Here is a 26,752-nt window from a genome sequence, read left to right as displayed (position 1 = left end):
GAGAAATTTAAGATGTCGGAAAATACAAATATTACATTGACAAGGCCACCATTCCGGGCCGACATTGTTGGCAGTTTTTTAAGACCCGAGAATTTAAAAATTGCGCATAAAAAATTTAGCGCCGGTGAAATAGACCAGGAAAAGCTACTTGAGATTCAACAGAAAGAAATTAAAAAAATTGTCGATAAACAAGTCGAACTTGGTTTAAACGATGTTACCGACGGAGAATTTTCCCGCAGTTGGTGGCATTTGGACTTTCTTTGGGGATTTTCCGGAGTTGGTAAATATGACTACGAAAAAAGTTATAAATTTCATGGTAGCAAAACGAGAACCGATAACGCGGAATTAGTTGGAAAAATTGCTTACAATCCAAATCATCCTTTTTTCGCTGCCTTCAAATATTTAAAATCAATCACACCATCTAATATCCTGCCTAAACAAACAATCCCATCTCCGAGCTTGCTGTTTAGGGATAATCGGAGTGACAATTGGCATCATTTTTACGAAAATTGGATTGATTATTTGGCTGACATCGCAGCTGCCTATCATAAAACAATTCTTCATTTTTACGAATTGGGGGCTCGCTATATTCAACTAGACGACACAACTTGGGCCTTTTTAATCAGTAAATTAAATGACACAAAAAACGATCCCGAAAGTCGTCAAAAATATGAAAAAATAGCCAACGATTCAATCCAAGTAATTAATAATCTTTTAAAGGATTTACCAGAGGATCTAACGGTAACAACTCACATCTGTCGTGGAAACTTCAAGTCGACTTACCTTTTTTCTGGAAGCTATGACGTAATTGCTAAATATTTAGCACAACTGAATTACGATGGATTATTTTTGGAATACGATAACGACCGTTCTGGTGGATTTCAACCATTAAAACAAATTTGGAAGCAAGATTCGAATAAAAGAATAATTCTTGGAATAGTGACTTCTAAACTGCCCGCATTAGAGGAACAGACGAAACTAATCGATCGCATCCAAGAAGCCAGCGAATATGTCCCCTTGGAAAACCTCGGAATCAGTACTCAATGTGGGTTTGCTTCAACCGAAGAAGGTAATCTGCTGACAGAGGATCAACAGTGGGAAAAATTAAAACTGGTTATTTCAACTGCTAAAAAAGTTTGGAAGGAGTAAAAATGGTTGCGACAACAAAAATTAGACAGGATTATTTAGAAAAACTGGCACAATTAATTAAAATTCCAAGCGTTTCGGCCAAAAAAACAGGTCTAAAAGAAGCCAGCGAGTTGATTGGGAGTTTTTTTAAAGAATTAAAAGCCGACCAGGTGATTATTGACGATCAATATGAGTTTCCGCTTGTATTAGCTCAATTTAAAGCCACAAAGGATAATGCAAAAACACTTTTAATTTACAATCATTACGATGTCCAACCGGCTGAGCCTTTTGATCTTTGGCATAGCGACCCATGGATTCTGACCGAACGCGACAACAAGTTCTTTGGTCGCGGCATCGATGATGACAAAGGAAATTTGTTGGCTCGTTTAACAGCGTTGGCCGAATATCTAAAAGAAAACAATCATTCTTTACCGGTAAACATCGATTTTGTTGTTGAAGGTTCTGAAGAAACAGCTTCCCGCGGTCTCGCTAATTATTTAAAAAAACATGCTCAATTTCTGAAAAACGATCTCGTAATTTGGGAATCCGGCGGATACAACAACAAGGGTCAGCAGGAAATCGGCGGCGGGACCAAAGGAATTGTAACTTTAGATCTGAAAGCAAAAACTGCTGGACGGGATTTGCATTCCAGTTTTGCCCCTGTAATTGATTCAGCTGCCTGGCAATTGGTTGCAGCAATTAATTCCCTGCGTAATTCTGACGGCACAATTGCAATCAAAGGGGTTTACGACACGGTACGCAAACCAAGCGAACGAGAACAGGAATTGGTCAATCAATATTCGACCATTGACGAGCATTTATTAGTCGACAGTTTTCAATTAACAGCTCCGCTTTTAAACAGCCAAACAAAAACTGAATTATTAAAAGCTTTATATTTTTCACCCGCTCTAAATATCGAAGGAATTCAATCTGGTTACCAGGAAGATGGTGTTAAAACGGTTTTGCCAGCTGAAGCAACTGCAAAATTGGAGATCCGACTAGTCCCAGATCAGGACCCACACGATATTTTTCAAAAAGTTGTCGACCATTTAAAAAATAATCATTTTGATAACGTTCAAGCCGAATATACTTTGGGAGAAACACCATACCGTTCCGATCTATCTGCACCAGAAATTCAGCGAGTTATTAAAACAGATAAACAAATCTACGGTAACGATATTTCATTGCTGCCAACGACTCCTGGAACCGGCCCAATGGCTTACTTTTACAACAACTTTAAATCGCCAATCGCTGCCATCGGAATCGGTTACAGCGATTCAGCCGATCACGCCCCTGATGAAAATGTCCGAATAAAGGATTATTTTGATCACGTCGACTTTACAAAGGAATTAATTAAAAGTTATGAGTGATTCGATCATTGAACTGAAAAACATCAGTGTTCATTTTCAAAACGGAAGCGAGTCGATTGATGCGGTAAAAAATATTAATTTGGCAATCGAAAAAGGAGAAATTTTTGGAATTGTCGGCTATTCTGGTGCCGGAAAATCCAGTTTGGTTCGTTTAATTAATTTGCTTCACCATCCGAGTAGCGGAGATATGATGATTGGTCAGACAAAAACTGTAAAAAACGGTAATGTTCTGATCAAAGGAAAAGAATTACGTAATTTGCGTCAAAAAATCGGGATGATTTTTCAGCATTTCAATCTTCTGGATCAATCAACAGTCTTAGGGAACGTCCTCTTTGCTTTGAAGCATTCCAAAATGTCCAAAGAAAAGAGACTGGAAAAGGCCAAAAAACTGGTGGAAGAAGTTGGCCTCTTTGACCGCATCGATAACCATCCTTCTCAATTATCCGGCGGTCAAAAACAAAGAGTTGCAATTGCGCGAGCATTGGCTAATGACCCGGAAATTTTAATTTCCGATGAAGCGACTAGCGCCCTTGATCCAAAAACAACCAAGCAAATCCTCGAATTGTTGGCTGATTTAAATAAACGAACCGGCTTGACAATCGTCTTGATTACTCACGAAATGCAGGTAGTCAAAAATATTGCCAATCGGGTTGCCGTGATGAGAGATGGTGAAATCATCGAAAAAAATTCGACTTATAGCATCTTTGCCGATCCACAAAAACCTTTAACGAAAGAATTTATCGAATCGGCTTCCGGTAATCAGGAAGCTCTTGAAAAAATTTTGAGGCAACCGGAAATCGCCCGATTGCAAAAGAACGAGTTTTTAATCCAACTGGGATTTAGTGGCTCTTCGACTGACGAACCATTAATTTCTTCATTGGCAAAAAATTACGGAGTTTCAGCCAATATTCTTTACGGAAATGTCGAAACAATCGAAAATATTCCAATTGGAACTTTGATTGTCGTTTTGTCGGGTACAGCAACAAAACTCAAACAAGCTCTGGATGAAATCAAAAAACAAAACGTCAAATTGGAAATCATCAAGGAGGGAAAATGATTAATTGGTTAATTAAAGTCCTGCCGAATGTTGTTTCAATGGGCTGGAGCGGCGACTATGGCTGGTGGGCGGCAATATATCAAACCCTATACATGACATTTTTCTCAGCCATCATCGGCGGTGCAATTGGTTTAGTATTTGCAATTATTTTGGTTATTTCCGACGACGATGGAATTTTGCCGAACGGAAAAATTTTCTGGTTAGCTGATAAAATTGTTTCCATTTTTCGAGCAATTCCATTTATAATTCTTCTATTCGTGATTTCGCCCTTTACACAAGTTTTAATCGGGACTACGCTCGGCGCAACAGCCGCCTTGGTTCCTTTAAGCCTCTCGGTCGCTCCATTTTACGCACGACAGATTCAAGTAGTCCTTAAATCGGTTGATACAGGGAAAATCGAAGCGGCCCAGGCTCTTGGTGCAAATAATTGGGATATTCTGGTCATTTACATGAGAGAAAGTTTCCCGGAAATAATTCGCGTTTCAACAGTAACCCTGATCAGTTTGGTCGGTTTAACGGCAATGGCCGGTGCAATCGGATCAGGCGGTCTGGGAAACACCGTTGTGACCTTCGGACAACAATCAAAATACGATGTCGTTTGGATCGGCACGATTGCTTTACTGATTTTAATATTTGCGATCCAGGGAATTGGCGACTGGTTGGCAAAAAGAATTAATCATGCCGACATGCAATGAAAAATAATTTCTTTCAATAAACTTAGTGATCTTTTTAATAATTAAGTGATACACTTGTTTTAAACATTTTTGAGGAGGTTATGAATTATGAATAAATTTATCAATATTTCAATGAATAATTTTTCATACATGATCTCTTTAAAAGCCTTGTTGCTCTGATATAGGACTCTGACAATTATTATTTGTCGAGCCCTATTTTGTTGTAGAAATGGGGCTTGTCGAAAAAAGTATCCCATTTTGTTGGGATACTTTTTTTATTCCAAAAAAAAGATTATTCAAAATGATTAAAAAAATTCAGTTTTTTGATACAACTTTAAGAGACGGCGAACAAACAATTGGCGTTAATTTCAGCATCGAAGAAAAAATAGCTATTGCGCAACAACTAGAAAAACGGGGTATCGATGTAATCGAGGCGGGTTTTCCCGTAGCTTCGAAGGGAGATTTCCAAGCAGTTCAAGCGGTAGCTTCATCAATTAAAAAGGCTCGAGTAACTGCTTTGGCCCGCGCTAATAAAAAGGATATCGATGCCTGTGTACAGGCCACTGCGCCGGCAATTCATAAACAAATTCACATTTTTATCGCTACCAGTCCGATTCATCGTCAATCCAAACTACATATGACAAAAAAAGAGGTTCTTGAAAAAATCAAAGGCAGCATTGAATATGCCCATCATTTTTTTGAAATCATTGAATTCTCACCGGAAGATGCGACCCGCACGGAACGAACTTTCTTAGTCCAAGCGATTGAAACAGCTATCACAGCAGGCGCAAGTGTTATTAATATCCCCGATACAGTCGGTTATACGAATCCCGCCGAATTTGCCGATTTATTCACATATCTTCGAAAGAATATTCCCACTTTTGACGAAGTTATCTTTTCCGTTCATTGCCATGATGATTTAGGTATGGCTGTCGCGAACAGTCTGGCATCAATCGAAAATGGAGCCACACGAATCGAGGGAACAATCAACGGCATTGGAGAAAGAGCTGGAAATGCTGCATTGGAAGAAATTGCGGCAGCCCTATATGTTCGTAAAGACTACTATCATGCGACCGATAATATCAACTTAAAAGATACCCAAGCAACCAGTGAAATGATTAGCAGGTACTCCAAAATGCCTTTGCCAAAAAATAAGGCAGTCGTCGGTAATAATGCCTTTGCCCATGAATCTGGTATTCATCAAGACGGAATATTGAAAAATCCCCAAACATACGAAATCCTAAGGCCGGAAACAGTCGGCGGAAAATCTACTAGACTGCCCCTGGGAAAACTATCCGGTTCACATGCCGTAATGGAAAAGCTAAAGGAAATGGGTTATCCGTTCGATCACGAATCAATGAAAATTATTTTTCCAATTTTCAAAGAAAGAGCCGACAAAAAAGCTCTTATCGACGAAAAAGATTTACAGGTAATAATGCAGCAAATTAGTGAGGTGAAAAGATGAATGGGCGGAGCTTTGAAATCGCTGTTTTGCCCGGAGACTATATTGGCCCTGAAATAATGCGAGCCGGATTAGCTGTTTTAGCAGCTGTTAGTAAAAATAAAAATTTTGATTATAAAATCAAGGAACTGCCCTTTGGCGGTGCAGCAATTGACAAAGACGGTGATCCACTGCCAGCGAATACGCTAAAAGAATGTCAAGATAGCGACGCGATTCTGTTGGCTGCAATCGGCGGCCCCAAATGGGACCAAGCTTCTAAAAGACCAGAGGCAGGATTGCTAGAAATTCGTAAAGCTTTAAATCTCTTCGCAAACATTAGGCCGACGGCCATTAGTCCCGCTATGCAAAAGTATTCGCCCTTAAAACAAATTAAAAAAATTGATTTTTTAATCGTTCGAGAACTGACCAGTGGAATTTATTTTGGAAAACCACGAGAAGAGTCTGAACAAGCAGCTCTCGATACCATGCGTTATAGCGCAACATAAATAAGACGAATAGTGAAAATTGCTTTCCAAACGGCTGCAAAACGCAACCATCATGTCACTCTAGTCGATAAAGCCAATGTCTTGGCAACCAGCAAACTATGGCGGAGAATTGCCAACCAAGTTGCCAAAGAATTTCCCGAGATTAGCTTTGACAGCTGCTACGTCGATGCCGCAGCAATGAAAATTATCTCCGCTCCGGAAAAATTCGACGTAATCGTAACCGAAAATTTATTCGGCGACATCTTAAGTGACGAAGCGGCCCAAATTACCGGCTCTTTGGGAACAATCCCTTCGATAAGCCGGGGGGCGATCACGGCCCAGCCCTTTACGAACCAATCCACGGATCAGCGCCCGATATCGCAGGAAAAGGAATTGCCAATCCCTTATCGATGATTAATTCAGTTGCCATGATGCTTGACCACAGTTTTAATCGAAAAGATTTGGCCAAGCGAATCACAGATAGTGTCAATAAAACAATAGAAGGTGGTACAACAACTCCCGACTTAGGTGGAAACAGCAAAACAACTGTTGTTACGAATGCAATTATCAAAAGAATTGAGGAAAACTAGAATAAATATGAAAAAAACAATGTTCGACAAGATCTGGCATCAACATGTAATTACCGGAGAACCCGGCGAACCACAATTGATTTACGTTGATCTGCAACTACTTCACGAAGTCACATCGCCACAGGCTTTTGAAGGATTGCGGGAAAAAAATCGTCAGGTCAGACGGCCGGATCGAAATTTTGCCACAATGGATCACAATGTTCCCACGGTCGATATTTTCAATATCAAAGATTTAATTTCCAAAAAACAAATTGAAACCTTAGCTAAAAACACAAAAGACTTCGGAATTCGTTTGGCTGGAATGGGATCAAAAGACCAAGGAATTGTTCACGTTATTGGTCCGCAACTGGGCCTAACCCAACCAGGAATGGTAATTGTTTGCGGAGATTCACATACGGCCACTCATGGAGCATTTGGTTCGATCGCTTTTGGAATCGGAACCAGTGAGGTCGAGCATGTTCTCGCCACACAAACGATTTGGCAAACAAAACCAAAAACAATCGGAATCCATGTCCACGGAAAGTTGTCGAAAGGAGTTTATGCCAAAGACATTATCATGGGTATTATTGCTCGTGAAGGTGTCTCCTTTGGAACTGGTTACGCAGTTGAATTTTACGGAGATACAATTCGGAATATGAACATGGAAGAGCGAATGACTCTTTGCAACATGGTCATCGAAGGCGGTGCCAAAATGGGAAGTATTCAGCCAGACCAAACAACCTTTGATTATATCGCCGATCGAAAATATGCGCCGGGCAATATGGAAAAAGCAGTTTCTTACTGGAAACAGTTTTACACGGACAGTCCGGATGCTTTTGATAAGGTAATCGATTTCAGTGTTAACGAATTGGCACCTTTTGTCAGTTGGGGAACAAACCCAGGGATGGCTGTACCAATAGATCAGCCTTTTCCAAAAATTAAAAACGAAGAAGACAAAAAAGCTTATGAATATGTCGGTTTGAAAGCTGGCGAAAAAGCAAACCAAATACCAATTAAATTTGTCTTTTTTGGTTCCTGTACCAATGGTCGCCTTTCCGATTTGATTATTGCTGCAAAAGTTCTAAAAAACAAACATATCAAAAACGGAATTACTGCATTAGTCGTTCCTGGATCACGAAAAATTAAAGAAAAAGCCGAAAAAATCGGCTTGGACAAAATATTCAAAGAGGCTGGTTGTGAGTGGCGCGAACCCGGTTGTTCGGCATGCCTGGGGATGAATCCCGATAGAGTACCAGCAGGAATTCATTGTGCTTCGACATCCAACCGTAATTTTGCCGGTCGCCAGGGAGCCGGTTCAAGGACTCATTTAGCAAGTCCGGCAATGGTTGCCGCTGCAGCAATCCACGGTCGTTTCATTGATATCAGAAAGGAGATAATTTGATGAAAAAAATTACAACAATTAACAGTGGCGTAATTCCCTTAATGAGGGACAATATCGATACTGATCAGATTATTCCAAAACAGTTTTTAAAAAATATTCTTAAAAGTGGCTACGGACGCAATTTATTTTATGACTGGCGTTACAAGGCCACTTCAAAAGAGGCCAATCCGGACTTCATTTTAAATAAGCCGGAATACAAGCAGGCACAAATTTTGGTAACGGGAGAAAATTTCGGTTGTGGTTCATCGAGAGAACACGCCGTCTGGGCACTAAAGGATTATGGCTTTCAAGTCGTAATCGCCGGGAGCTACAGCGATATTTTCTATATGAACAGTACAAAGAATGGTCTTTTGGCGATCGAGCTTCCTAAAAAAGATCGAACAATCCTGGCTTCAATTCCAGCTAAAGAAAAAATCATTGTTGATCTTCCAAGGCAACAGGTACGATATGAAAAGTATCAGTTTGATTTTTCAATTAATCCGCTTTGGAAACACAAATTCATCAATGGCCTCGATGACATCGCGATCACAATGAATTACGCCAAAAAAATTGAAGCTTACGAAAAAGAGATTCCTAATTTTAATTAAGAAAGTGCTGAGAATTAAGAACGCATTAACGCTTAACACCAGAAAAACCGATCGATTTAACGAAAGTATCGCCATTATTTTATAAAATTTTCGGATTGGTATCGAACGGTATATTGCCTGAACGCCGTACCAGAATAACCAATGAGATCACTAAACTGTTTGGCATTACAATGCTAATCACGGTTTGGCGTTTTGGCAATGAAAGCAGTCAAAAAGCGATTAAATGAGTATTTACCAAAAACATTAATGCTTTTCAAGATAAAAACGGTATCGGTCTCCAGCGTAATAGGTTTTTACAAATTCAAACGGTTTGTCATCAGTAAGGTAAGATGTTTGACGCAAAAAAAGAGCTGCCTGGCCAAGAGTTAAATTTAATCGTTTACAAACGATTTCGTTTGGTACGACCGCTGAAATCTCCTGAACAGCTTTACCAAAATGAAAGCCCCGGTCCTCTAAATACTCATAAAGTCCGTGAGCCATTTGGCTGCGGTTGATATTGCCGACTAAAGAAACCGGAATTGTCGTAATTTCAAAAGCGATCGGTTCCTCGTCCCCATAACGAACTCTCTCGATTGTGATAACTTCTTCATTTCGATCAATTTCAAGATTAGAGGCCTCAATCGCCGACGGCAAGTGACGCTTAAAAACTATGAACTTTGATTGAGCTTTTTTACCCTGAGATTGCATAATCTGAGTAAAACTGGTGATACCCTTCAGATTTTCCGAAACTTCTTTTTCCTGATCGGATACATAAGTTCCCGAACCGGGTTTTCTAATCAATTTACCTTGGTTAACCAATAATGCAATCGCTTGGCGTAAAGTCATTCGAGAAACTTTGTACTGTTCAGCCAAAACTCTTTCGGCTGGCAAACGACTTCCACCCTTAAAATGCTGTCTACGGATTTTTTCGGCTAAATCATCGCGGATTTGAAGAAAAATAGGCATATCGCTCATTTTTGATCAACTGCCTTTAAACCATCTCCGTCGAGAAAGTTTTCTAATAAGTCCTGATCGGAATTCAGCAAATTAAAGTTTGCCCGTTTGCCAACTTCCAGACTGCCGACATCATTCAAGCCAAATTCTCGCGCTTGATTTACTGAAGTCATTAAGACGGCCTCTTCAATGCTGGCACCAGTGAATTTTTGAATATTTCTGAAAGCCAAAATATACTTAAGGACCGAACCTGCCAAATGGCCGTTTTCCAAACGAGCAGCTCCGTTTTTAACAATAACCTTCTGACCGCCTAATTCTGAAACTTCATTTTCTTTTTGGCCTTTGGCTCTCATCGAATCAGTGATTACTTCAATATTTTTGGCACCCTTCAACTGATAAGCCAATTTAATCATTTCAGGAGAAACATGTACCCCGTCAGCAATTACTTCAACCTTGATAGACGGCGTTAAGACACCATATCCTGTGACACCGGGTTCACGGCCTTCTAATTGCGACTGGCGATTGTATAAATGAGTTACATGGGAAGCCAAGGTTTGGCCCTTATTCATTTTGAAATAAGATTGATTTGTATGGCCAGCCGAAAGCACAACACCCATATTATGCAAACCGGCTTCAAAAGCCGATCCGGATTTTTCTGGAGCGTAAGTAACTAATTTTATCAAACCATCAGCATCTTTTTGCCAGTTTTTAAACAAAGCCAAATCAGGCCTGATCACATACTCGGCCGGTTGCGCCCCGTTCATGTCGGCATTAATAAAAGGACCTTCCAAATGGATTCCCCGGATCATTGAATTATTTTTTGCTGCTTCAGCAACCGAAACAAGAGCTTTTTTAATGTTGTCTTTTGTTTGCGTAATCGTGGTCGGAAAAACACTTGTCAAACCTTCCCTTCGAAGATTTTCCATAAAACGATTAAAGCCATCGACATCAGCATCCATCGTATCAAAACCATAGCCTCCATGGGTGTGGACATCAATAAAACCAGGTACGATAATTGCCCCCTTTGGAACAGTGATTACTTGATCGTCACCTTTAGTAACAAAAGCTTTCGCTTCGCCGATTTCTTCAATTTTATTAGAAAAGCGCAGAAAACCGTTTTTCACGACTCCTACGCCAGTATAGATATCAATATTTTTAATTAATTTTGCCATACTTCCATTATAGGTTTGGTATAGCCCAATTAATAATAGAATTAAGATGCTAATGCTTTTTTGGAAGTGGAAATAATCTTAGGCTGAGCTTTGCCATCAACTGCCGCTTTAGTCACCAGAACTTTGGCAACATCCGGTTTGGAAGGAATTTCGTACATTGTTTCTTTCATAGTCGATTCCATAATCGAGCGTAAGCCACGAGCACCTGATTTTTTATCAATTGCAATTTTGGCCATTTCTTTAAGAGCTTTCGGATCAAAATCAAGCTGAACGCCATCCAAAGCCAATAAGGCCTTATACTGCTTAACTAAGGCATTTTTAGGCTTCGTCAAAATTTTTACCAAATCGTCTTCGTATAATGGATTCAGAATCGAAATGATTGGTAAACGACCAAGGAATTCTGGGATTAAACCAAACTTTATCACATCCTGATCAGTAAACTGAGTTAATGGATTCTTCTTGTTGAACTGTTGTTTTTCCTGTTGGTCCTCATGTCCAAAACCGATCATCGATTCACCGAGACGATCTCGAATAACATCTTCGATACCATCAAAAGCTCCACCGACAATAAAGAGAATATTACTGGTATCAACCTGAATATATTCCTGTTGCGGATGTTTGCGTCCACCTTGAGGCGGTACCGATGAAATCGTACCCTCCAAAAGCTTCAAAAGGGATTGTTGAACGCCTTCGCCGGAGACATCACGTGTAATACTAACGTTTTCAGACTTCTTGGCAATTTTATCAATTTCATCGATGTAAATGATGCCGCGCTGAGCTTTTTCAACATCGAAATCAGCAGCCTGTAATAATTTCAAGACGACATTTTCAACGTCTTCGCCAACATAACCAGCCTCGGTTAACGTTGTAGCATCAGCAATTGCAAAAGGTACATCGAGCATTTTTGCCAGCGACTGAGCCAAATAAGTCTTACCGGAACCAGTTGGCCCGATCAACAAAATATTCGATTTTTGTAACTCGACATCGCTTTTATGCTGCAAGGACTCGTTAACACGCTTATAGTGATTATAAACAGCGACCGCTAAAGTCTTTTTAGCTTCTTCCTGACCAATGACATATTCATTTAAATGCTTAACCAGTTCGATTGGCGTTGGTAGGTCGTCAAGAACCAAAGCCTGTTGTTCATGCTCCAGTTCTTGATCAATAATGTGCTGCGCAAGGGCAACACATTCGTCACAAATATAAACACCCGGTCCTGCGATTAATTTTTTAACCTGATCCTGGCGTTTACCACAAAAAGAACAAGCTAATGTCGGTTGTATTGATTCTACGTCCATGTTTTTCATTATAACAAAGTTTGCATAATACAAGTTTTCTAAAGCAAAAGAAAAACCGTTCTTTAAAAACGGTTTTAAAAATTACTTTTTTTCAACTGCTTGAGCGCTGTTAACAATCAATTCAACCGCTTGCTGAACCTTCAAATCGTGGCTAAGCATGCCGGCAGAAACCGATTTCTCAACTTCGCTTTCCTTAATATTGTATTCGGAAGCCAAGCTCTTGATTTCTTTATCTATCTCTTCGTTGCTTGGATTAATCTTTTCGACACGAGCAATCTCTTCGAGAACCAAATTAGTCTTAACCCGGTTGGGTGCGCCTTCCGTCATTTGTTGCTTTAACTGCTCCTGGCTGGTTCCGGTAATCTGGAAATACATTTCCGGCTTGACCCCTTGACCAGCTAAATTATTGAAAAATGTCTGCATCTGACGAGAAACATCATCGTTAATCATTTCTTCAGGCAACTTTTCGGGATTTATTTTTGCCCCATCGACAACTTTTTGGATTGCGGCATCTTCAAAAGCATCCTTGTTCTTTTCCGCTTTATCTTTTGCCAACTTTTCTTTGGTCTTGGCCTTTAACTCTTCTAAAGAAGAAACCGAATCATCAACATCCTTAGCAAATTCGTTATCCAAAGCTGGTGTTTCCAATTTCTTTAACTCATGAATCGTAACTGCAAAGACAGCTTCCTTGCCAGCCAAATTTTTAGCTTGATAATTTTTAGGGAAAGTAACTTTAACATCAACGTCATCCCCGGCTTTATGGCCAACCAACTGGTCTTCAAACCCAGGAATAAACTGTCCCGATCCCAGACTCAAACTAAAGTTTTGTGCCTTGCCGCCGTCGAATTGTTTTCCATCGACAGAACCGTCAAAATCAATCACGACCGTATCGCCTTTTTCAGAAACCTGATCCTCTTTAGCAGGTACCAGCTCAGCCTCGCCTTTTTGCAAACGCTCTAATTCGGCATTTAACTCTTTATCGCTGACTTCGTCGGATTCCTTTTCAACTTCTACGCCCTTATAATCACCAAGTTCAACTGTTGGTGCCAAAGTAACTTCGGCATGAATCTTCCATGGACCGCCATGTTTCAAATCATCAGGAATGATTTGTGGTTGTCCAACGACAGTGATATCAGCTTCATTAACTGCTTGATCATAAATATCAGGCAAAATTGCATTCAAAGCGTCTTCATAAAGAGCTTCTTCGCCAAAACGAGCCAAAAACAACTCTTTTGAAACGTGTCCCTTACGAAAACCGGGAATGTTAATCTTGTCTTTTTGTTTATTGAAAGCCTGGTCAATTCCGCTTGATATTTGTTTTGCTGGAATTTCAAAGCTCAAAGTTCCTTTATTGCCTTTGCCGGCTTTAAAAGTGGCATTGGTCTTAATAATATCTACCATTATTCCTCCAGATACGTACTATAAAATTATAGCGTAAAGCACATTAAAACTAATCGTATCACTTTAAATCTTCAAAAGATGCTGGCAATAAATGGTCTAAATCGGTTTTGACAACTTTTCCGGATGTATTGGTTAAATATATCGGCATTTTTTTATCGAACCATTCTACCATCACCTGACGGCATGCCCCACAGGGAGCAATTGCGCCCTCGGTTCGCCCGGAAATAACCAGAGCTTTGAACTGGTGGCAACCAGCGGCAACAGCTGAAAAAATTGCCGTCCGTTCGGCACACATTGTTGAACCAAAAGCAGCATTTTCAATGTTGCAGCCGGGAAAAATTCGATCATCAGCCGATAAAAGAGCAGCGCCAACAGCGAAATGGCTGTAAGGAATATAAGCTTTATCTAGTTCTTGGTCGGCAACCCTTTTTAATGCCGAATATTCCGCTTCAGTCATTTTAAATACTTCTCCAATTCATTATGAACCCGAGTTTTTTCCGCCTGGCTCATCACCTGCATCGATTGCCCATTAATCGTCTCACCTGTACCAACCATTTGATCGGACTTAACAGTCCCAAAAGCAGCACGGTACTTTAAGGCAAGATTTTTAAAACTGCTCCAAGACAAATCGGTCAAAATATTAGAAGACAATCTTTTGATAAACTTCTGATTGAAAATTGTTGTCGGATTGGAAACCGCCTTGCTAATAACCGCCCTTAGGACCTGCTGCTGACGGAGCTGGCGACCATAATCACCACGAGGATCTAAATGCCGCTCTCGAACATAGGACAGCAGTTGATTTCCCTTCATATTGTAGACAGTGCCTTTAACAAAAGAATGACCAAATTCTGTGAAAGTTAAATTGGAAGTAACAGTAACTCCGCCGAGAGAGTCGACAATCGACTCTAAACCACCCATATTAATTAAGGCATAACCATTTAACTTGATATTAACGAGTTTTTCAACTTGTTTGATAGAAGAACTAGCTGAACCATATGCATAAGCGGCATTCAATTTAACTGTTTGTCCATCAATTGTAATCGGAGTATCCCGTTCAAGGCTTAAAAGAAAGGTCTTTTTTGTCTTCGGATTAATCACCGCAATCATCATTGAATCAGTCCGACCTTTATAGCTCCGATCAAGGGCTCCGGTATCAGTGCCCAAAAGCAAAATAGCAATCGGCTTGCCGGATTTGGTCAACGTGTCGGCCTTGTCGGACGTCTTAATAGAACTATCCTTATGGATCTTTTCGATTGCTCCATGAGTTGTCCAAACAGCATAAGAGGCTATACCAACAACACCCACAATTAGAATTGAAAAAAGCCCGATTAAAAATCTTTTCATTTAAATTTCCTCGCTAATATGACAAAAATTAGTCCAAATCACTGTCTATAATAACAAAAAACTTCGGAACGATTATGAAAATAGTAATCTTTATTATCGATTATTTTCCAAATCGGTCAATTTCGTCGGGCTGACTACTCGTTTGGCTAATTGCTGAGTATAATCAAGACTACTTGACTGACCGTAATAGTCATTAATCGCCTGAGTTAGCGAGACTGTAAAAGCCGCAGTGATTGGCCGAACAACCGTAATTTGATTGTTTGAAATTGTAATTTTTGCTGATAATAGATCAGAAATACCAGAAAAACTATCGGCATTAGGCACATAACGATTAATAACTCCATTTGAAATAGATCCGGTCATATCCCAATAGTTTTTATCGAATTGGAATAAATCATTTGGTTTCCCGTTGTCGCCTTTGAAAGCGACTTGAATTAAAATCGCGACCTGATTAGTCAAGCTGAGCGAAGCCCATTTAGTCTGAACATTCGAAGAACTTGTCGATGTACTGGAATTATTATTAACGCTGGACGAAGAACTTTGAGATTTTGCAGAAGACTTACTTTTATTCTGACTTGATTTTTTACTGGAATTTTTGCTTGAAACTGTTTTCTTCTGACTGCTTCCCTTTTTTGATCCGCTTGGTTGATCCAAAGCCTTAACTGCAAATACGGCTCCTCCAATGATGAACAGAAAGACAATAATCGAACTGATTATAATTGTTGTTTTTTTTGATTTCATTTATTTTTCCTTCCAAATAACTCTCTTAAAAATTAGCCATAAACAAAAAGCTCCTTTAATTATCTCCTAGACAAATAGCTGGAAACTGGAAATTAAAGAAATTACTTGGTCTGTAATATCACAAATTGGACCGGAGCCTATATTTAAGCTTTTCTGCAAATATAAATTTACAAAAAAGCCTTTATCAGGCTTCTAAATTTAAAGAATAATCTGAGCAAATCAGTCTAAGTTATAAAGCTTATAACTGTTTATAAGATTAATTAATTTTGTCCATAAGTCAGATCGGTTGCATATCCGTCGCTGACAAGATTTTTTGCTGCTTGGCTATAGCTTCCAGCAACCGAACGAAAGACGTTATGATACAAAGAAGTATTCCAAGTAACCCCATGATTCATCTTGTATAAATAGTCATAAAAAGAATTAGTTACCGAAGAATAAGTATTGAATGAAGCTTTGACAGTAATGTATTGGTTGCCAACATATTCAGTAGTAGAGAAACTAGCATAGCCACTTACATACGGTGAGTAACTGGCTTTTATTCCGAATAAATTATTATAAGGAGCAGCTGCTAATGCGCTCGTACCAAAGCTGGATTCGAGAATTGCCTGAGCTACCATGACAGAAGCATAAAGGCCATTGGAATCGGCAACCTCGGCTGCCGCTGGAACGATGCTGTTTAACCAATTTTTCTGTGCTGTTGTTAAGCTACTTGTTTTTATATTTAGAGCCTTCTGGTTAACAGCCCTTGCATCAATCCAAAAAGTTGAAGAGCCGTCTTTTATCTGATAATAGGTGTAAACCAATCCATTGGAACGTTTAGTAACATCCGATTTGAGAATTGTTACCAAATCGCCATTGAATTGAGCAGCATTTTACTTGCGGTTAATCTACTCGTGCCGGTAATTCTATCATAATAAACACCATCTCTGCACTTGGTTCGATTTATGTAAGAATAATTATTGCTTAATATTCGACTAGATGTAACTGAATCGGTTATCATTAAAGATATTAATTAACTCTCGCGACCAAATTAGCCTTCCGAAAATTATCTGCTTTAAGAATATTAAAAAATTATGGATAGCAAAAAGCCAATTGTAAATCTTAAAAAGAATTAAAAAACAACTTTTCTAAAAAATTTATTGTTTTTTCTTGACAAAATACATAGTTTAATTTTCCAAAAATACTATAAAAAATCATTCTAACAATCTGATTTTGCAAATAAAATATAATAAAATTAAAAATAATTATTAATTTTTAAAAATAATATTGAAAACAAAATAAATTTCTTTAGTAATTATTAGACCGATTAAATCAATAATCCAGAAAATTAAGCTCGTAATAAGTAATTCCCAAAAAATACCATGTAGATCTATAGCCATTGAATTCCAACCAATTACTGCTAAAAAAGCAATAAAAGCAATCACCGCTGGTTTCAAGATAAGCTTTAAAACCTCAGTTATAGATGATTTCAGGGCCTTTTTCATTAATACGTAAAAATTAAAAGTAAATGTCACATAGAAATTAGCTGCAATAAAAGCTGCAAAATGGTTAATATTCCCTGATAAAATTCCAATGATAATAAAAAAAATGGTGATACATGTTGAAACAATTCCCGTTTTCATGAGCATTTTAGTCATGTTTCTAGATTGATAGATTCCACCAATTGTTGTTGTAATAAGTTGAACCCATGTAGTAAGAGAAAGTATTCTAAATGGCATAATAGCACCATCCCATTTGCTTCCAAACAAGAATCTAATTATCAAGTCAGAATCGACCGATAAGTATAACGATAAAGGAATACCAACAATCAAAAGAAAACGCAATACCTTTAAATATACTTTTTTAATGGTTTGGATATTCTCCTGATAATTAGCTAAAACCGGTTGCATCACTGGAACAATAACATTAGTAAAAATATTATTTGGATAAGTAATCATCTGATAGGACTTGCCATAATTTCCGAGAGCAGTTTGCCCAAAAAATTTTCCAACTAATAAGTTGTCCAAGTTCCTGGAAAAATAATTGATAATTCCAAAAACAAATTGATAGGATGAAAAAGAACGAATTTTACCAAAAGAATACTCATTGATGCCCTTAAATAACTTTAACTTTGAAAAATAGAAATAAGCAATAAAATTCAAAAAAACCGGTATCAAACTTGTCAAAATAAGTGAATAAACTCCTAATCCCATATAAGCTGCGACAACACCCACTACCCCACCAACTACATATGCAAATAAACTCGTAATATTAATATGCTTAAATTCCTGCCTTTTTTGCAATAATGACAAAGGAACTACTGACATCATCGAAAAAATCAGGTTCGGTGCGATCATCCAACTCAACAAAATGTAGATCTTATCATCATAAAAATAGCTCACAGGAATCCCTAATAAACCAAAAATAACACCAATAATCAATGACCAGAAAGTTAAAATTTTAAAAAGCGATGAATAGTCCTCGTCGTCTAATTCGTGGCTTTGAACAATGGCCGGTCCTACACCAAGCTCGGAAATCAAAGAAAAAAAAGGCAAAAAAACTAAAATAATGCTTAACACACCATAAGTTTTAGGACCTAAAAGACGGGATAAAATAATCGTCACAATAAAGTTTGCAATAACACTTGCATATTGTCCAATTGCCGTATAAACGACTCCGTGCTTAAATTGTTGTTTAATTTCTTGCATTAATTTAAAATAGTAGCCCATTCGTCAATGATATGGTTCATCATATAATTTTTGGACCTCGCGATTGACCTTTCCTGCCACTGTTTACGCAAATTAATATTTCTGGTTAATTCAATTAGATATTTGTCCATACCCGTAAGATCACCAGGTTGGATTATTTTTCCAAACTCTCCACCGTTAGTTACCGCTTTAGCACCGGTTTGATCAAATAAAACAATTGGCAGACCACAAGACATCGCTTCAGTGATGACCAAGCCAAATCCTTCCCAACGTGAAGTCATTAAAAATATTGAACTATTGACATAGTGCTGCACTAAATCTTTTCCTTTTAAAGGACCCTTATAAACAATTTTTCCTCGGGCACGTTCGATATCACCTTGATTTAATACCTGATCCATTTTTAAGGGATCAACATCTCCGGCAACAGAAATGATCCAATCATCAGGCAAATGTGCGGCTATTTTTAATAAATAATCTGTCCCCTTATGCTGCCAATCTGATGCTCTACCTACCCAGGAGATCACGTGTTTTTTCAGATCAGAAATATGATTAGCAGAATTATTAATTGTAATAGGATTTGGAATTTCTAAGGAACGCTCGTTAAACTTCCTGAATTTTTTTGCATCAGATTTAGTTAAGGAAACCACAACGTCTGAAAATCGTAATCCTTTTATATATTGCTGTTTAATAACAACGAAATAATTATTCATATAAACATCAAAACTATTATGTTGCCAGGAAATAACTTTTAAATGTGGAAACCTGTTTTTAATAAAAGGAGCATAAGACGTATAATCAGCCGTAAGAACAACTGTGAAATAATTATTTTTTTCAATGACATCTAGTAAAGATCCAATAATACGTCTATTTCTTAAACGGAATCTTAAATATTTGCCTATGCGATTTTTTTTCAGAGTTTTCTTAACTGCTCTAATCATTCCGGGCTTTTGATAAAAAGGTACAACAATGTTATTTTCTTTTGTAGTATCCTTCTGAGAATCTAAGATAGTAGATTCAGTCTGATAAAAAACCGGTATATCGCTTTGAACAACAAAAATGGATGACTGAAAATCATCCAACTTGTTAATAGCATCAGCAACAATAGATACTACACGTTGCAAACCGCCAATGTCTAAATCATTAATTACAAAAAGAATTTTTTTCAAAAGTAAATTAGTCTCTTTCCCATTGATCCCTAGTGTAGAGTTTATCTGCCGAGTCTTTAATTTCTTCAGTGACCCGATTGGCAATGATTAGATCAACCCTATTTTTAAAATCAGTCAAATCGTTATCAACCTCTTTCCCTTGAAAAAGTTTTGTTTTTAGAGTTGGTTCATAGATAATGATTTCAATATTGTTTTCAGCCAAGTAATTCATAACATCAATAATCGATGACTGGCGGAAATTGTCGGAGCCAGACTTCATAGCCAATTTATAGATTCCAACTGTTTTCGGTTTTTTCGACAATATTCGTTTAACAATAAACCGTTTCCTGGTGTCATTGGATTTCACGATTGCTGTCATCAGTTCCTGTGGAACTCCCTCATAAGAGGCTAATAATTGCTTGGAATCTTTTGGCAGGCAATAACCGCCATAACCAAAACTCGGGTTGTTGTAAAAATCACCAATCCGCGGATCCATCCCGACACCTTTGATAATCTTTGCTGTATCAAGATTGTTGCTGACGGCGTAGGTATCCAATTCGTTAAAATAAGCCACTCGCATAGCCAAATATGTATTCGAGAAAAGTTTAATTGCTTCGGCTTCTTCACTGTTGGTAAACAAAATCGGAATATTTTCTTTAATTGCCGCCTGCTTCAACAACTCGGCAAATTGATGAGCCTCTTTGGACTGAGAGCCGACAATAATTCGACTTGGATATAGATTGTCGCTTAAAGCCTTACCTTCACGCAAAAATTCAGGAGAGAAGAGAATCTTTTTAAAATCAAAATGCCGAATTGCCTTATCAACAAAACCAACCGGAATTGTAGATTTAATAACAATTTGCGCCTGTGGGTTGATTTCGATTGTTTCTTTGATAGCAGCTTCAACGCTGGATGTATCAAAATGATTTGTTTGCGGATCATAATTGGTTGGCGTTGCGATGATAACAAAACTAGCCGCTGTAATTGCTTCTTTAGGATCCAGAGTCGCTTGAAGCTTTAAATTTTTGTGCTCAAAAAAATCCGTAATATCATGATCGACAATCGGACTGACTTTTCGATTAATTTTCTCAACTTTTTCGGCAATAATGTCCAATGCCTTAACTTCGTTTTGTTGAGACAAAAGTGTGGCTAATGAAAGACCAACATAACCTGTACCGATAACTGCAATTTTCATAAAAAAAGTACCTCGACTAGTCAATTATAGACAACTAACTATCTAATTGCTAAATACAAATAAAAATAATTAAATACTCGATTAATTTATTTCAGGGAACTTTTTATTTTTTATATCAGAGAGGTACATGATTCTCCAGTAAAAGAATAAAATAAAGAAAATCGACCATTTAAATAAATCGAAAGAAAGTATAGAACTAAAAATTATAACGAAAAGAGTTATTTCTGAACTATTAAGCATTGAAAAATAAAAGTCATCTCTTCTAACTCCCAAATTAAAATAGTGTTTCCTTTTCGCAGATAAATTAAATATATATTTAGAAAAGAAAAACAAGAATGGAACCATAATTACAAGGCCATACTGAGCAAAAGCACCAAAAAGGCCACTCAAAACTGGGTATCCTAATTTTGAATATATGTATTGATATTCCCAATTATGAGTTGACCACAGTGGGACATTTTCATTTATAAAATATCCAGCAAACCCTTGCCCTGTGCCAAATATAGGTTTAGACAAAAAAGTTAGAATTAACCCTATAGTCCCTCCAATACGATTTGATGTTCCTTGTTTCTGAAACAAAAACTGGTTAAGGATAGTGTGAACAGGATTAATAAAAATATAAGAACAGCCTATAATTAATAGACCAATAATTCCCATAAATAAAAGAAATCTTCGATCCTTTGAATTCGAAAAAAATAACCAAGAAATGTAGAGAAAAATAATTGTTAAAATTCCGGTAGTCGTCTTTGCCATTAAAAGAAAGACCATACTAAAAATAACAAGCGGCCATAAAATAAATGCTGGTTTTTTGAATACCGAATGATCCTTCCCAATGATTAACCCAATAAAAATCGGAATATAAACCACACCTAACAAATTTGCAAATACAGGAGATTCACCTTCAAAACCATTAACCCTTCCTTGGGTTACAGCATAGCTTCCTAAGTCGTAAAAATCTGTTCTTCCAGTCCACCTCGTTTCAAATATCGATGCCAAAAAATTGATATATCCATCAAAAAAATGAAAACCCAAAGTTATAAAAACTTCAGGAACGATTACGAGAAAAGAATATAAAATATAACCATAAATTGCCCATCTAATAAATTTAACAGCATCAATTTTAGAAACAATAAAAAGTTTTGAAAATGCATACACCATCCAAATCATCAAAACTTCTTCCAAAATAAGAGAAAAGGATTTAAACATACCTATTGGAATATTGGCTTTTGCAGAAAAAGGAAAACTCAATAACATTGCTAAAAATTGAAATAGAATCATCACGGACCAAAAAATGAAAGTTTTCCAAGACGGAATAATCTTAGGAATGTCTTCTGGTCTCTTGAAGAGTGTCCACAAAATAACGAGAAAAACTAAAAAGAAACCATATACATCGAAAAACTTAGATAAGAAAGTCAATGGTAAAAGAAGAAATTGCATAACTAAAAATTACTCCGATTTACCTATTTTTTTATAATTATCATAAATAGCGATAATTAAAGAAATAATTATTCCGCATACAAAGCCAAAACCAGCGCCAAAAACAATTCCTTTTTTATGAATTGAATGAATGGATTTAGCTGAAGTAGCTAATTTAGTGTTCTGGGCTTTCGACATTAGAATTGGTTTAGGCATCGAAGAGACCAATGTAGGCCCAAGTTTTGCAAATGATTCCGAATATACATTTACTAATTTAGCAGAAACATTTTTTTTTGGAGAATTTGCACTAATTTTAATAAAAAGAGTACCTTTAATCGAATTAATACTAACTTCTTTTTTGATTTCTTTTTCTGAAATCTTGGTCCCATCTTTTAATAATTGTTTTTTTGTAGCGCTTATAATCTTATCATCACTTGCCACAACAATATAACTGTTAATTAAGGACCAGTCGGCTTTAATTGAAGAATATTTATTATTTTTGCTCTTTATAAGCACATTTCTTGAAGCCGAATATAAATTTCCGGGATAGGGCGAAACCTTATTTGTATATATATAGGTCCCTCCTGCTCCAATAATTACTAAAATAAGAGTTAACCAGGAATATTTGATCAGGTGTTTAACCAGGTCTTTCAATGTAAATTGAGTTTTGTTCATTTTTGTCCTTTACGTTCCAATCCGGTATAATAATAAAATTTTATATTTTCTTAAAATCTGTAAAAATAATAAATTATTGAAATCAATATTTCAATAAAAATTTAAAACATTATAAGTTTACATTATTTAATTCACATAATAATTAATTTAATAGATATTACAATTTTTTGATAAGAATCAACTATCTTTGTTAGGCAAGTACTTTGGATTTTTACCAAAAGAATGTTTTTTTGCATCGATAATAGCATCTGTAACTTGACGCATTCTATACAATCTATGGCCCTTAAATCTTTTATGCGTAACCTCTAAAATATTTTTGATCCAGACAGCAATTGGATAAAACTTCCGACGAAAAGATTTTCCATGAACATCACACATATCTATTTTATTTCTAACTCCATAATAATCACGCCAATCAGGTTTAAAATTACTTTTAAAGTCCATCGCAGAAATGGGAGTGTCATGAATCACAGTTGCATCAATTAGATTAATGATATCTGTTTTTTCTCTTACCCTAACGGAAAATTCTAAATCATCCATCCAGATAAAATATTTTGAATTGATATTGCCAATACTATTAATAATATCTTTGTTAATAACACTCCCAACAAAGGTGAACATATCAATGGAAAAATCTTTTTTGTAATAACTTAAAGGGATATAACTATAACGAAGCATACCCCAATCCTTTATATGTATTCGATGAGAAATATCTATTCTCCCATCATTCAATTTTACAGTTCCTGTAAAAGCTTTAATATTAGGATGTTTGTCTGCAGCCTCAGAAATGGTTTTGAAGAAACCAGGTTGATAGTATGCGTCATCATCTCCAAAAGCAATCCAATCAACATCAAGTTCTCGGACTTTTTTCAAGGCATAGGAAAATCCTCCCGACCCGCCAACATTTTCGGGTAACTTAAAATATAAGATTTCTTTTTGATCAAGAATTCCTTGGCTTTTAAGATATTCATTAGTTCCATCGGTCGAATTATTATCAACTATAACTATATATTTGGGAGCCGGATTTTGGTTAAGAATAAAACGAATAGCGTTAATAAGTTTATCTTTTCTATTAAATGTAACTATTAAATTTGCATACGAAAAATGTGAAATCATTATTCCTCTTTTTTACTTGGATACTCTATTTTTGGATTAAAGAAAATTCCATCTTTCGTTCCTTTGACAATAAGCTTTATTTTTTCAGATTTATATTTTGTTTTTCCGAAAATAACCTTAGAAAAATCAATAAAAGTATGGATAAAGGGACGAATGATAATAAAGAAATTTTTTCTCCTTTTGCCTGTTACAAGGCGGTTTCTATATTCATAATAATACCTAGATATTCTGTCAGGATTATTTTCATGAAAAATATCGCCAGAAGCAATATTGCTATTAATTTCATGAATAACTTTACTCGATGTAACAAAACAACCAGGAGAAAATCGCGAAAGACGTTCTGTGTATTCCATATCGTCTCCCCAAATAAAATATTCTTTTTGTGGAAAACCAACTCTGGTAATAAATTTCCTGGGAATCATTAAAGAAACAAAAGTAGCCTTTTCGATTTTTTTTAAGCCATTACCAAAATCACCAGTTTTTCTTACCACATTCATCAAAGCGGGGGAACCATCTACCCACCGAACATCACTGGAATAAAAAGAAGCTTTTATTAACTTGGTAGCTTCAAGCAACTCTCTTAGAGAATTCTCAGTAACAATAGTATCATCATCCATTAGCCAAGCGAATTCCGTTCTAGATTTTTCATAAAAATAACGAATTCCGGCATTAAAACCGCCAGCTCCACCAGTATTTTCTGATAAATCAATAATTTTAATTCTTTTATTTTGAGAAAAACCATATAAATAATCTTTAGTTCCATCATTGGAAGCATTATTGATAACAATAATGTTAGTTAATAAATTGCTAGGAATATTTGTTAATGCCGTTAAGCTTTTTCTTAACTCGTGTAACCTGTTATAAGTAACAATTATTGCAGAGACAGAATTACTCATTTTTTTCCTTTACTTTATCAGATATTTTAAGATGTTTACCTATAAAATGATTAAACAATACAAAGAACATTCTTTTTAATAAGTACCAATTGAAAATTCCAAAATTAAAATCTAAAGAAACTATTAAGTAAAAATAAATTTTATTCAATATGCCTAATTCATGATCGCTTATGAGGCCTGGCAATACCTGGTCTTTATCAAAAGAAGCAATGACTTTTTTTGAAATTAGATTATTAAAACCAATAATCCAATTATGCGAAAATTTCCAGTCAATCACAGAAGAAACACTATTGTTTCTGCCAGAATATTGCATTCTATACCAAACTAATGGTTCGAAAATTTGAATCATACGGATACCATTAATTAAATTGGAACGGAAAATAAGATCCCAATCTTGATGTTTTTTTAATCCATTCTTAAATCGTATATTATTAAAAGTTTCAAACGGAATAAGAAGACTGGAAGTGGTTATATATCCTTGTCGCAAAAAAATAAAATCAGCAGCACTCTCATTATTAGAAATACGATTAATGGGTCTAATTTTTTGACCATCGGGTTCATCATATACAACATTTGTAAAGATAAAATAACGGCTATCAGTCTGTTTTAAAGCCTCATTTAACTGTTCTTTTAATTTATTTTGATACCACTTATCATCATCATCTAAAAAGGCAACAAATTGATCATTTACATCCAAAGAATCAAATCCATTATTTCTAGCCTTGGAGCCACCAACTTTTTCAACTGATTCAATAATTTTAATCCCTTTAAAATTATTTTTAATCAAAGATTTAATATTAGTCGAACTTCCATCTATAGAGACAACAATATCATTAACGGGTACAGTTTGATCTAAAACGCTTTGAATCGCTTCCAAAACAAAACCATTTGCCTCACTATGATCCGGTCTCTCATAAGTTGGTATTACAACGCCGACTTTAGGTATATTATTTCTCATATAATCGATTTTATCATTTGTGGTTAAGCGAAAAATATCTTCGATAGTGGACAAGGCCGATTATGTCGGCATCGGAATTCTTCCAAGCCCAATAAAGAGCTGTTAATTCATTAAAAGAGGAATTTTTGTCGCTAATATTGTCACCGCTGTCATCGCCAATCCATCCAGCCGGTAAATCAAAAGGATTGCTTGATTTACTATGTCCAACCCAAATCGGCTGATATAAAGGGTCACTAGGCATCTGATAAAGTTTGTGAGATGCCACATATATTTTTGCTTGCATCAATATGCCCCCGCACGAGAAAAAATAGCCTTCATCGTCAAATAAACAATATACCAGTCATACCAAAAACCAATGTGTTCGACATACTCAAGGTCAATCTCGGCACGCTCGGGATATTTAATGTCGGAACGTCCGGTTGCCTGCCACAAACCCATCGCCCCGGGTAAAACGCTTAAAAATTTGTCAACATTCGAACCATAGTAGCGCAATTCCGGTTCGGTAACCGGGCGTGGACCAACAATCGACATCTGGCCGGCGAAAATATTAAAAAGCTGAGGCAACTCATCAAGGCTTGTCCGCCGTAAAATCCTACCAAACTTCGTGACCCGGGGATCCTCACCGGCCGGAAACTTGTAATCGTTTTTAACAAAAGTCTGATAGTCTTCCGGGTGACGCTTGAAATAAGTATCCGCATCAGCCCGCATCGAACGAAACTTGATCAGCTTGAAATGCTTATGGTTTTTTCCAACCCGGTCATGTAAATAGAAAATCGGCCCGTGCAGGTCATTTATTTTCTGCAAAATAATTAGAATTAAAAAAAGCCAGGACAATAAAACAATGCCAACTAAACTTCCGGCAATGTCTATCATTCTCTTAAAAGGTATGTAACGTTTTTGCGGTTCTGTCATTCTCTGTCTAATTATAACTAAATTTATTAATTCAACATTTATTCTAAATTACTTATTAACAAAAACCTAACCGGGAAGATTTGGGCTAAAATTAGAAAGTCTGATTATGAAAAATTTTTTTAATAAAAATTACGAAATTATTCTTTACCT

General features: G+C 36.7%; 25 protein-coding genes and 3 pseudogenes. 9 read left to right on the top strand and 19 right to left on the bottom strand.

Translation table 11 applies throughout. The annotated features are described in order from the left end of the window. Positions 1-12 precede the first annotated feature (12 nt). The 9 genes and pseudogenes from A3G9_RS0100130 (at position 13) to A3G9_RS1000000110620 (ending at position 8,940) form a co-directional block, all read left to right on the top strand. A complete protein-coding gene (locus A3G9_RS0100130) occupies positions 13-1,149 on the top strand; it encodes a vitamin B12 independent methionine synthase (RefSeq protein WP_002821303.1) in 1,137 nt (378 codons plus the stop codon). A 2-nt stretch (positions 1,150-1,151) separates the two neighbouring features. Continuing rightward, positions 1,152-2,498: a M20/M25/M40 family metallo-hydrolase gene (locus A3G9_RS0100125; RefSeq protein ID WP_002821302.1), complete on the top strand. Its 1,347-nt coding sequence runs from the start codon at positions 1,152-1,154 to the stop codon at positions 2,496-2,498. Continuing rightward, positions 2,491-3,555: a methionine ABC transporter ATP-binding protein gene (locus A3G9_RS0100120; protein WP_002821301.1), complete on the top strand. Its 1,065-nt coding sequence runs from the start codon at positions 2,491-2,493 to the stop codon at positions 3,553-3,555. The genes A3G9_RS0100125 and A3G9_RS0100120 overlap by 8 nt, the downstream gene beginning before the upstream one ends. After that, positions 3,552-4,250, top strand: coding sequence for a methionine ABC transporter permease (locus A3G9_RS0100115; protein ID WP_002819575.1), 699 nt, complete (start codon positions 3,552-3,554; stop codon positions 4,248-4,250). The genes A3G9_RS0100120 and A3G9_RS0100115 overlap by 4 nt, the downstream gene beginning before the upstream one ends. A 280-nt stretch (positions 4,251-4,530) precedes the next feature. Further along, complete coding sequence (locus A3G9_RS01000000109290) at positions 4,531-5,694, top strand: 2-isopropylmalate synthase (RefSeq protein WP_080111452.1); 1,164 nt, start codon at positions 4,531-4,533, stop codon at positions 5,692-5,694. Further along, positions 5,691-6,745: pseudogene (leuB, locus tag A3G9_RS01000000109285) on the top strand (3-isopropylmalate dehydrogenase). Before A3G9_RS01000000109290 ends, leuB begins: the two are co-directional and overlap by 4 nt. 7 nt (positions 6,746-6,752) lie before the next feature. Then, on the top strand, positions 6,753-8,126 hold the full coding sequence (gene leuC, locus A3G9_RS0100100; RefSeq protein WP_002821299.1) for a 3-isopropylmalate dehydratase large subunit: 1,374 nt from the start codon (positions 6,753-6,755) through the stop codon (positions 8,124-8,126). After that, positions 8,126-8,713: a 3-isopropylmalate dehydratase small subunit gene (leuD, locus tag A3G9_RS0100095; RefSeq protein ID WP_002819581.1), complete on the top strand. Its 588-nt coding sequence runs from the start codon at positions 8,126-8,128 to the stop codon at positions 8,711-8,713. The genes leuC and leuD overlap by 1 nt, the downstream gene beginning before the upstream one ends. A gap of 95 nt (positions 8,714-8,808) precedes the next feature. Next, positions 8,809-8,940, top strand: a complete 132-nt coding sequence (locus A3G9_RS1000000110620; protein ID WP_257608664.1) for a hypothetical protein — start codon at positions 8,809-8,811, stop codon at positions 8,938-8,940. Positions 8,941-8,956: 16 nt separating this feature from the next. Here the strand turns inward: A3G9_RS1000000110620 and A3G9_RS0100090 are convergent, their stop codons facing one another. From A3G9_RS0100090 to A3G9_RS0100005, 19 genes and pseudogenes are all read right to left on the bottom strand, one after another. Continuing rightward, complete coding sequence (locus A3G9_RS0100090) at positions 8,957-9,667, bottom strand: GntR family transcriptional regulator (RefSeq protein ID WP_002817711.1); 711 nt, start codon at positions 9,665-9,667, stop codon at positions 8,957-8,959. Continuing rightward, the gene (nagA, locus tag A3G9_RS0100085) at positions 9,664-10,818 is read right to left on the bottom strand and encodes an N-acetylglucosamine-6-phosphate deacetylase (RefSeq protein ID WP_002821298.1); all 1,155 of its coding nucleotides are present in this window, start codon (positions 10,816-10,818) and stop codon (positions 9,664-9,666) included. Before nagA ends, A3G9_RS0100090 begins: the two co-directional genes overlap by 4 nt. 41 nt (positions 10,819-10,859) lie before the next feature. Further along, entirely contained in the window at positions 10,860-12,125 is a 1,266-nt protein-coding gene (gene clpX, locus A3G9_RS0100080; RefSeq protein ID WP_002821297.1) for an ATP-dependent Clp protease ATP-binding subunit ClpX, read from the bottom strand. 72 nt (positions 12,126-12,197) lie between these two features. After that, the gene (tig, locus tag A3G9_RS0100075; RefSeq protein ID WP_002819585.1) at positions 12,198-13,517 is read right to left on the bottom strand and encodes a trigger factor; all 1,320 of its coding nucleotides are present in this window, start codon (positions 13,515-13,517) and stop codon (positions 12,198-12,200) included. 58 nt (positions 13,518-13,575) lie between these two features. Then, on the bottom strand, positions 13,576-13,974 hold the full coding sequence (locus A3G9_RS0100070; protein ID WP_002821296.1) for a cytidine deaminase: 399 nt from the start codon (positions 13,972-13,974) through the stop codon (positions 13,576-13,578). Next, the gene (locus A3G9_RS0100065; RefSeq protein ID WP_002817706.1) at positions 13,971-14,861 is read right to left on the bottom strand and encodes an LCP family protein; all 891 of its coding nucleotides are present in this window, start codon (positions 14,859-14,861) and stop codon (positions 13,971-13,973) included. The genes A3G9_RS0100070 and A3G9_RS0100065 overlap by 4 nt, the downstream gene beginning before the upstream one ends. Positions 14,862-14,954: 93 nt before the next feature. Next, positions 14,955-15,602 (bottom strand): hypothetical protein, encoded by a 648-nt coding sequence (locus A3G9_RS0100060; RefSeq protein ID WP_002817705.1) that lies wholly within the window; start codon positions 15,600-15,602, stop codon positions 14,955-14,957. Positions 15,603-15,862: 260 nt separating this feature from the next. Then, a complete protein-coding gene (locus A3G9_RS01000000109280) occupies positions 15,863-16,273 on the bottom strand; it encodes a glycoside hydrolase family 73 protein (protein ID WP_372865727.1) in 411 nt (136 codons plus the stop codon). A 75-nt stretch (positions 16,274-16,348) separates the two neighbouring features. Further along, positions 16,349-16,456 (bottom strand): annotated as a pseudogene (locus A3G9_RS1000000110725) (GW dipeptide domain-containing protein); the annotation flags it as partial. Between the two features lie 393 nt (positions 16,457-16,849). Beyond that, positions 16,850-18,289 carry a lipopolysaccharide biosynthesis protein gene (locus A3G9_RS0100050; RefSeq protein ID WP_002821294.1) on the bottom strand — a complete coding sequence of 480 codons (1,440 nt, stop codon included), beginning with the start codon at positions 18,287-18,289 and terminating at the stop codon, positions 16,850-16,852. Continuing rightward, complete coding sequence (locus A3G9_RS0100045; protein ID WP_002821293.1) at positions 18,289-19,455, bottom strand: glycosyltransferase; 1,167 nt, start codon at positions 19,453-19,455, stop codon at positions 18,289-18,291. The genes A3G9_RS0100050 and A3G9_RS0100045 overlap by 1 nt, the downstream gene beginning before the upstream one ends. 7 nt (positions 19,456-19,462) lie before the next feature. Beyond that, on the bottom strand, positions 19,463-20,629 hold the full coding sequence (locus tag A3G9_RS0100040; RefSeq protein WP_002821292.1) for a nucleotide sugar dehydrogenase: 1,167 nt from the start codon (positions 20,627-20,629) through the stop codon (positions 19,463-19,465). A gap of 81 nt (positions 20,630-20,710) precedes the next feature. Then, positions 20,711-22,066, bottom strand: coding sequence for a hypothetical protein (locus A3G9_RS0100035; RefSeq protein WP_002821291.1), 1,356 nt, complete (start codon positions 22,064-22,066; stop codon positions 20,711-20,713). 9 nt (positions 22,067-22,075) lie between these two features. Then, on the bottom strand, positions 22,076-22,720 hold the full coding sequence (locus tag A3G9_RS0100030) for a YveK family protein (RefSeq protein WP_002821290.1): 645 nt from the start codon (positions 22,718-22,720) through the stop codon (positions 22,076-22,078). A gap of 177 nt (positions 22,721-22,897) precedes the next feature. Further along, positions 22,898-23,836: a glycosyltransferase gene (locus A3G9_RS0100025; RefSeq protein ID WP_002821289.1), complete on the bottom strand. Its 939-nt coding sequence runs from the start codon at positions 23,834-23,836 to the stop codon at positions 22,898-22,900. Then, positions 23,836-24,732 carry a glycosyltransferase family 2 protein gene (locus A3G9_RS0100020; RefSeq protein ID WP_002821288.1) on the bottom strand — a complete coding sequence of 299 codons (897 nt, stop codon included), beginning with the start codon at positions 24,730-24,732 and terminating at the stop codon, positions 23,836-23,838. Before A3G9_RS0100020 ends, A3G9_RS0100025 begins: the two co-directional genes overlap by 1 nt. Further along, positions 24,725-25,690 (bottom strand): glycosyltransferase family 2 protein, encoded by a 966-nt coding sequence (locus tag A3G9_RS0100015; protein ID WP_154079625.1) that lies wholly within the window; start codon positions 25,688-25,690, stop codon positions 24,725-24,727. The genes A3G9_RS0100020 and A3G9_RS0100015 overlap by 8 nt, the downstream gene beginning before the upstream one ends. A gap of 16 nt (positions 25,691-25,706) precedes the next feature. Next, positions 25,707-25,973: pseudogene (locus A3G9_RS0100010) on the bottom strand (DUF4422 domain-containing protein); the annotation flags it as partial. Next, a complete protein-coding gene (locus A3G9_RS0100005) occupies positions 25,973-26,602 on the bottom strand; it encodes a sugar transferase (RefSeq protein ID WP_002821177.1) in 630 nt (209 codons plus the stop codon). The pseudogene A3G9_RS0100010 and the gene A3G9_RS0100005, both read right to left, overlap by 1 nt. Between the last annotated feature and the right edge of the window lie 150 nt (positions 26,603-26,752).

Source organism: Oenococcus oeni DSM 20252 = AWRIB129 (genome assembly GCF_000372485.1).
GTDB classification, from domain to species: Bacteria; Bacillota; Bacilli; order Lactobacillales; family Lactobacillaceae; genus Oenococcus; species Oenococcus oeni.
Note: the sequence above shows the minus strand (reverse complement) of the source record. Positions and strands in the feature narration are given on the sequence as shown.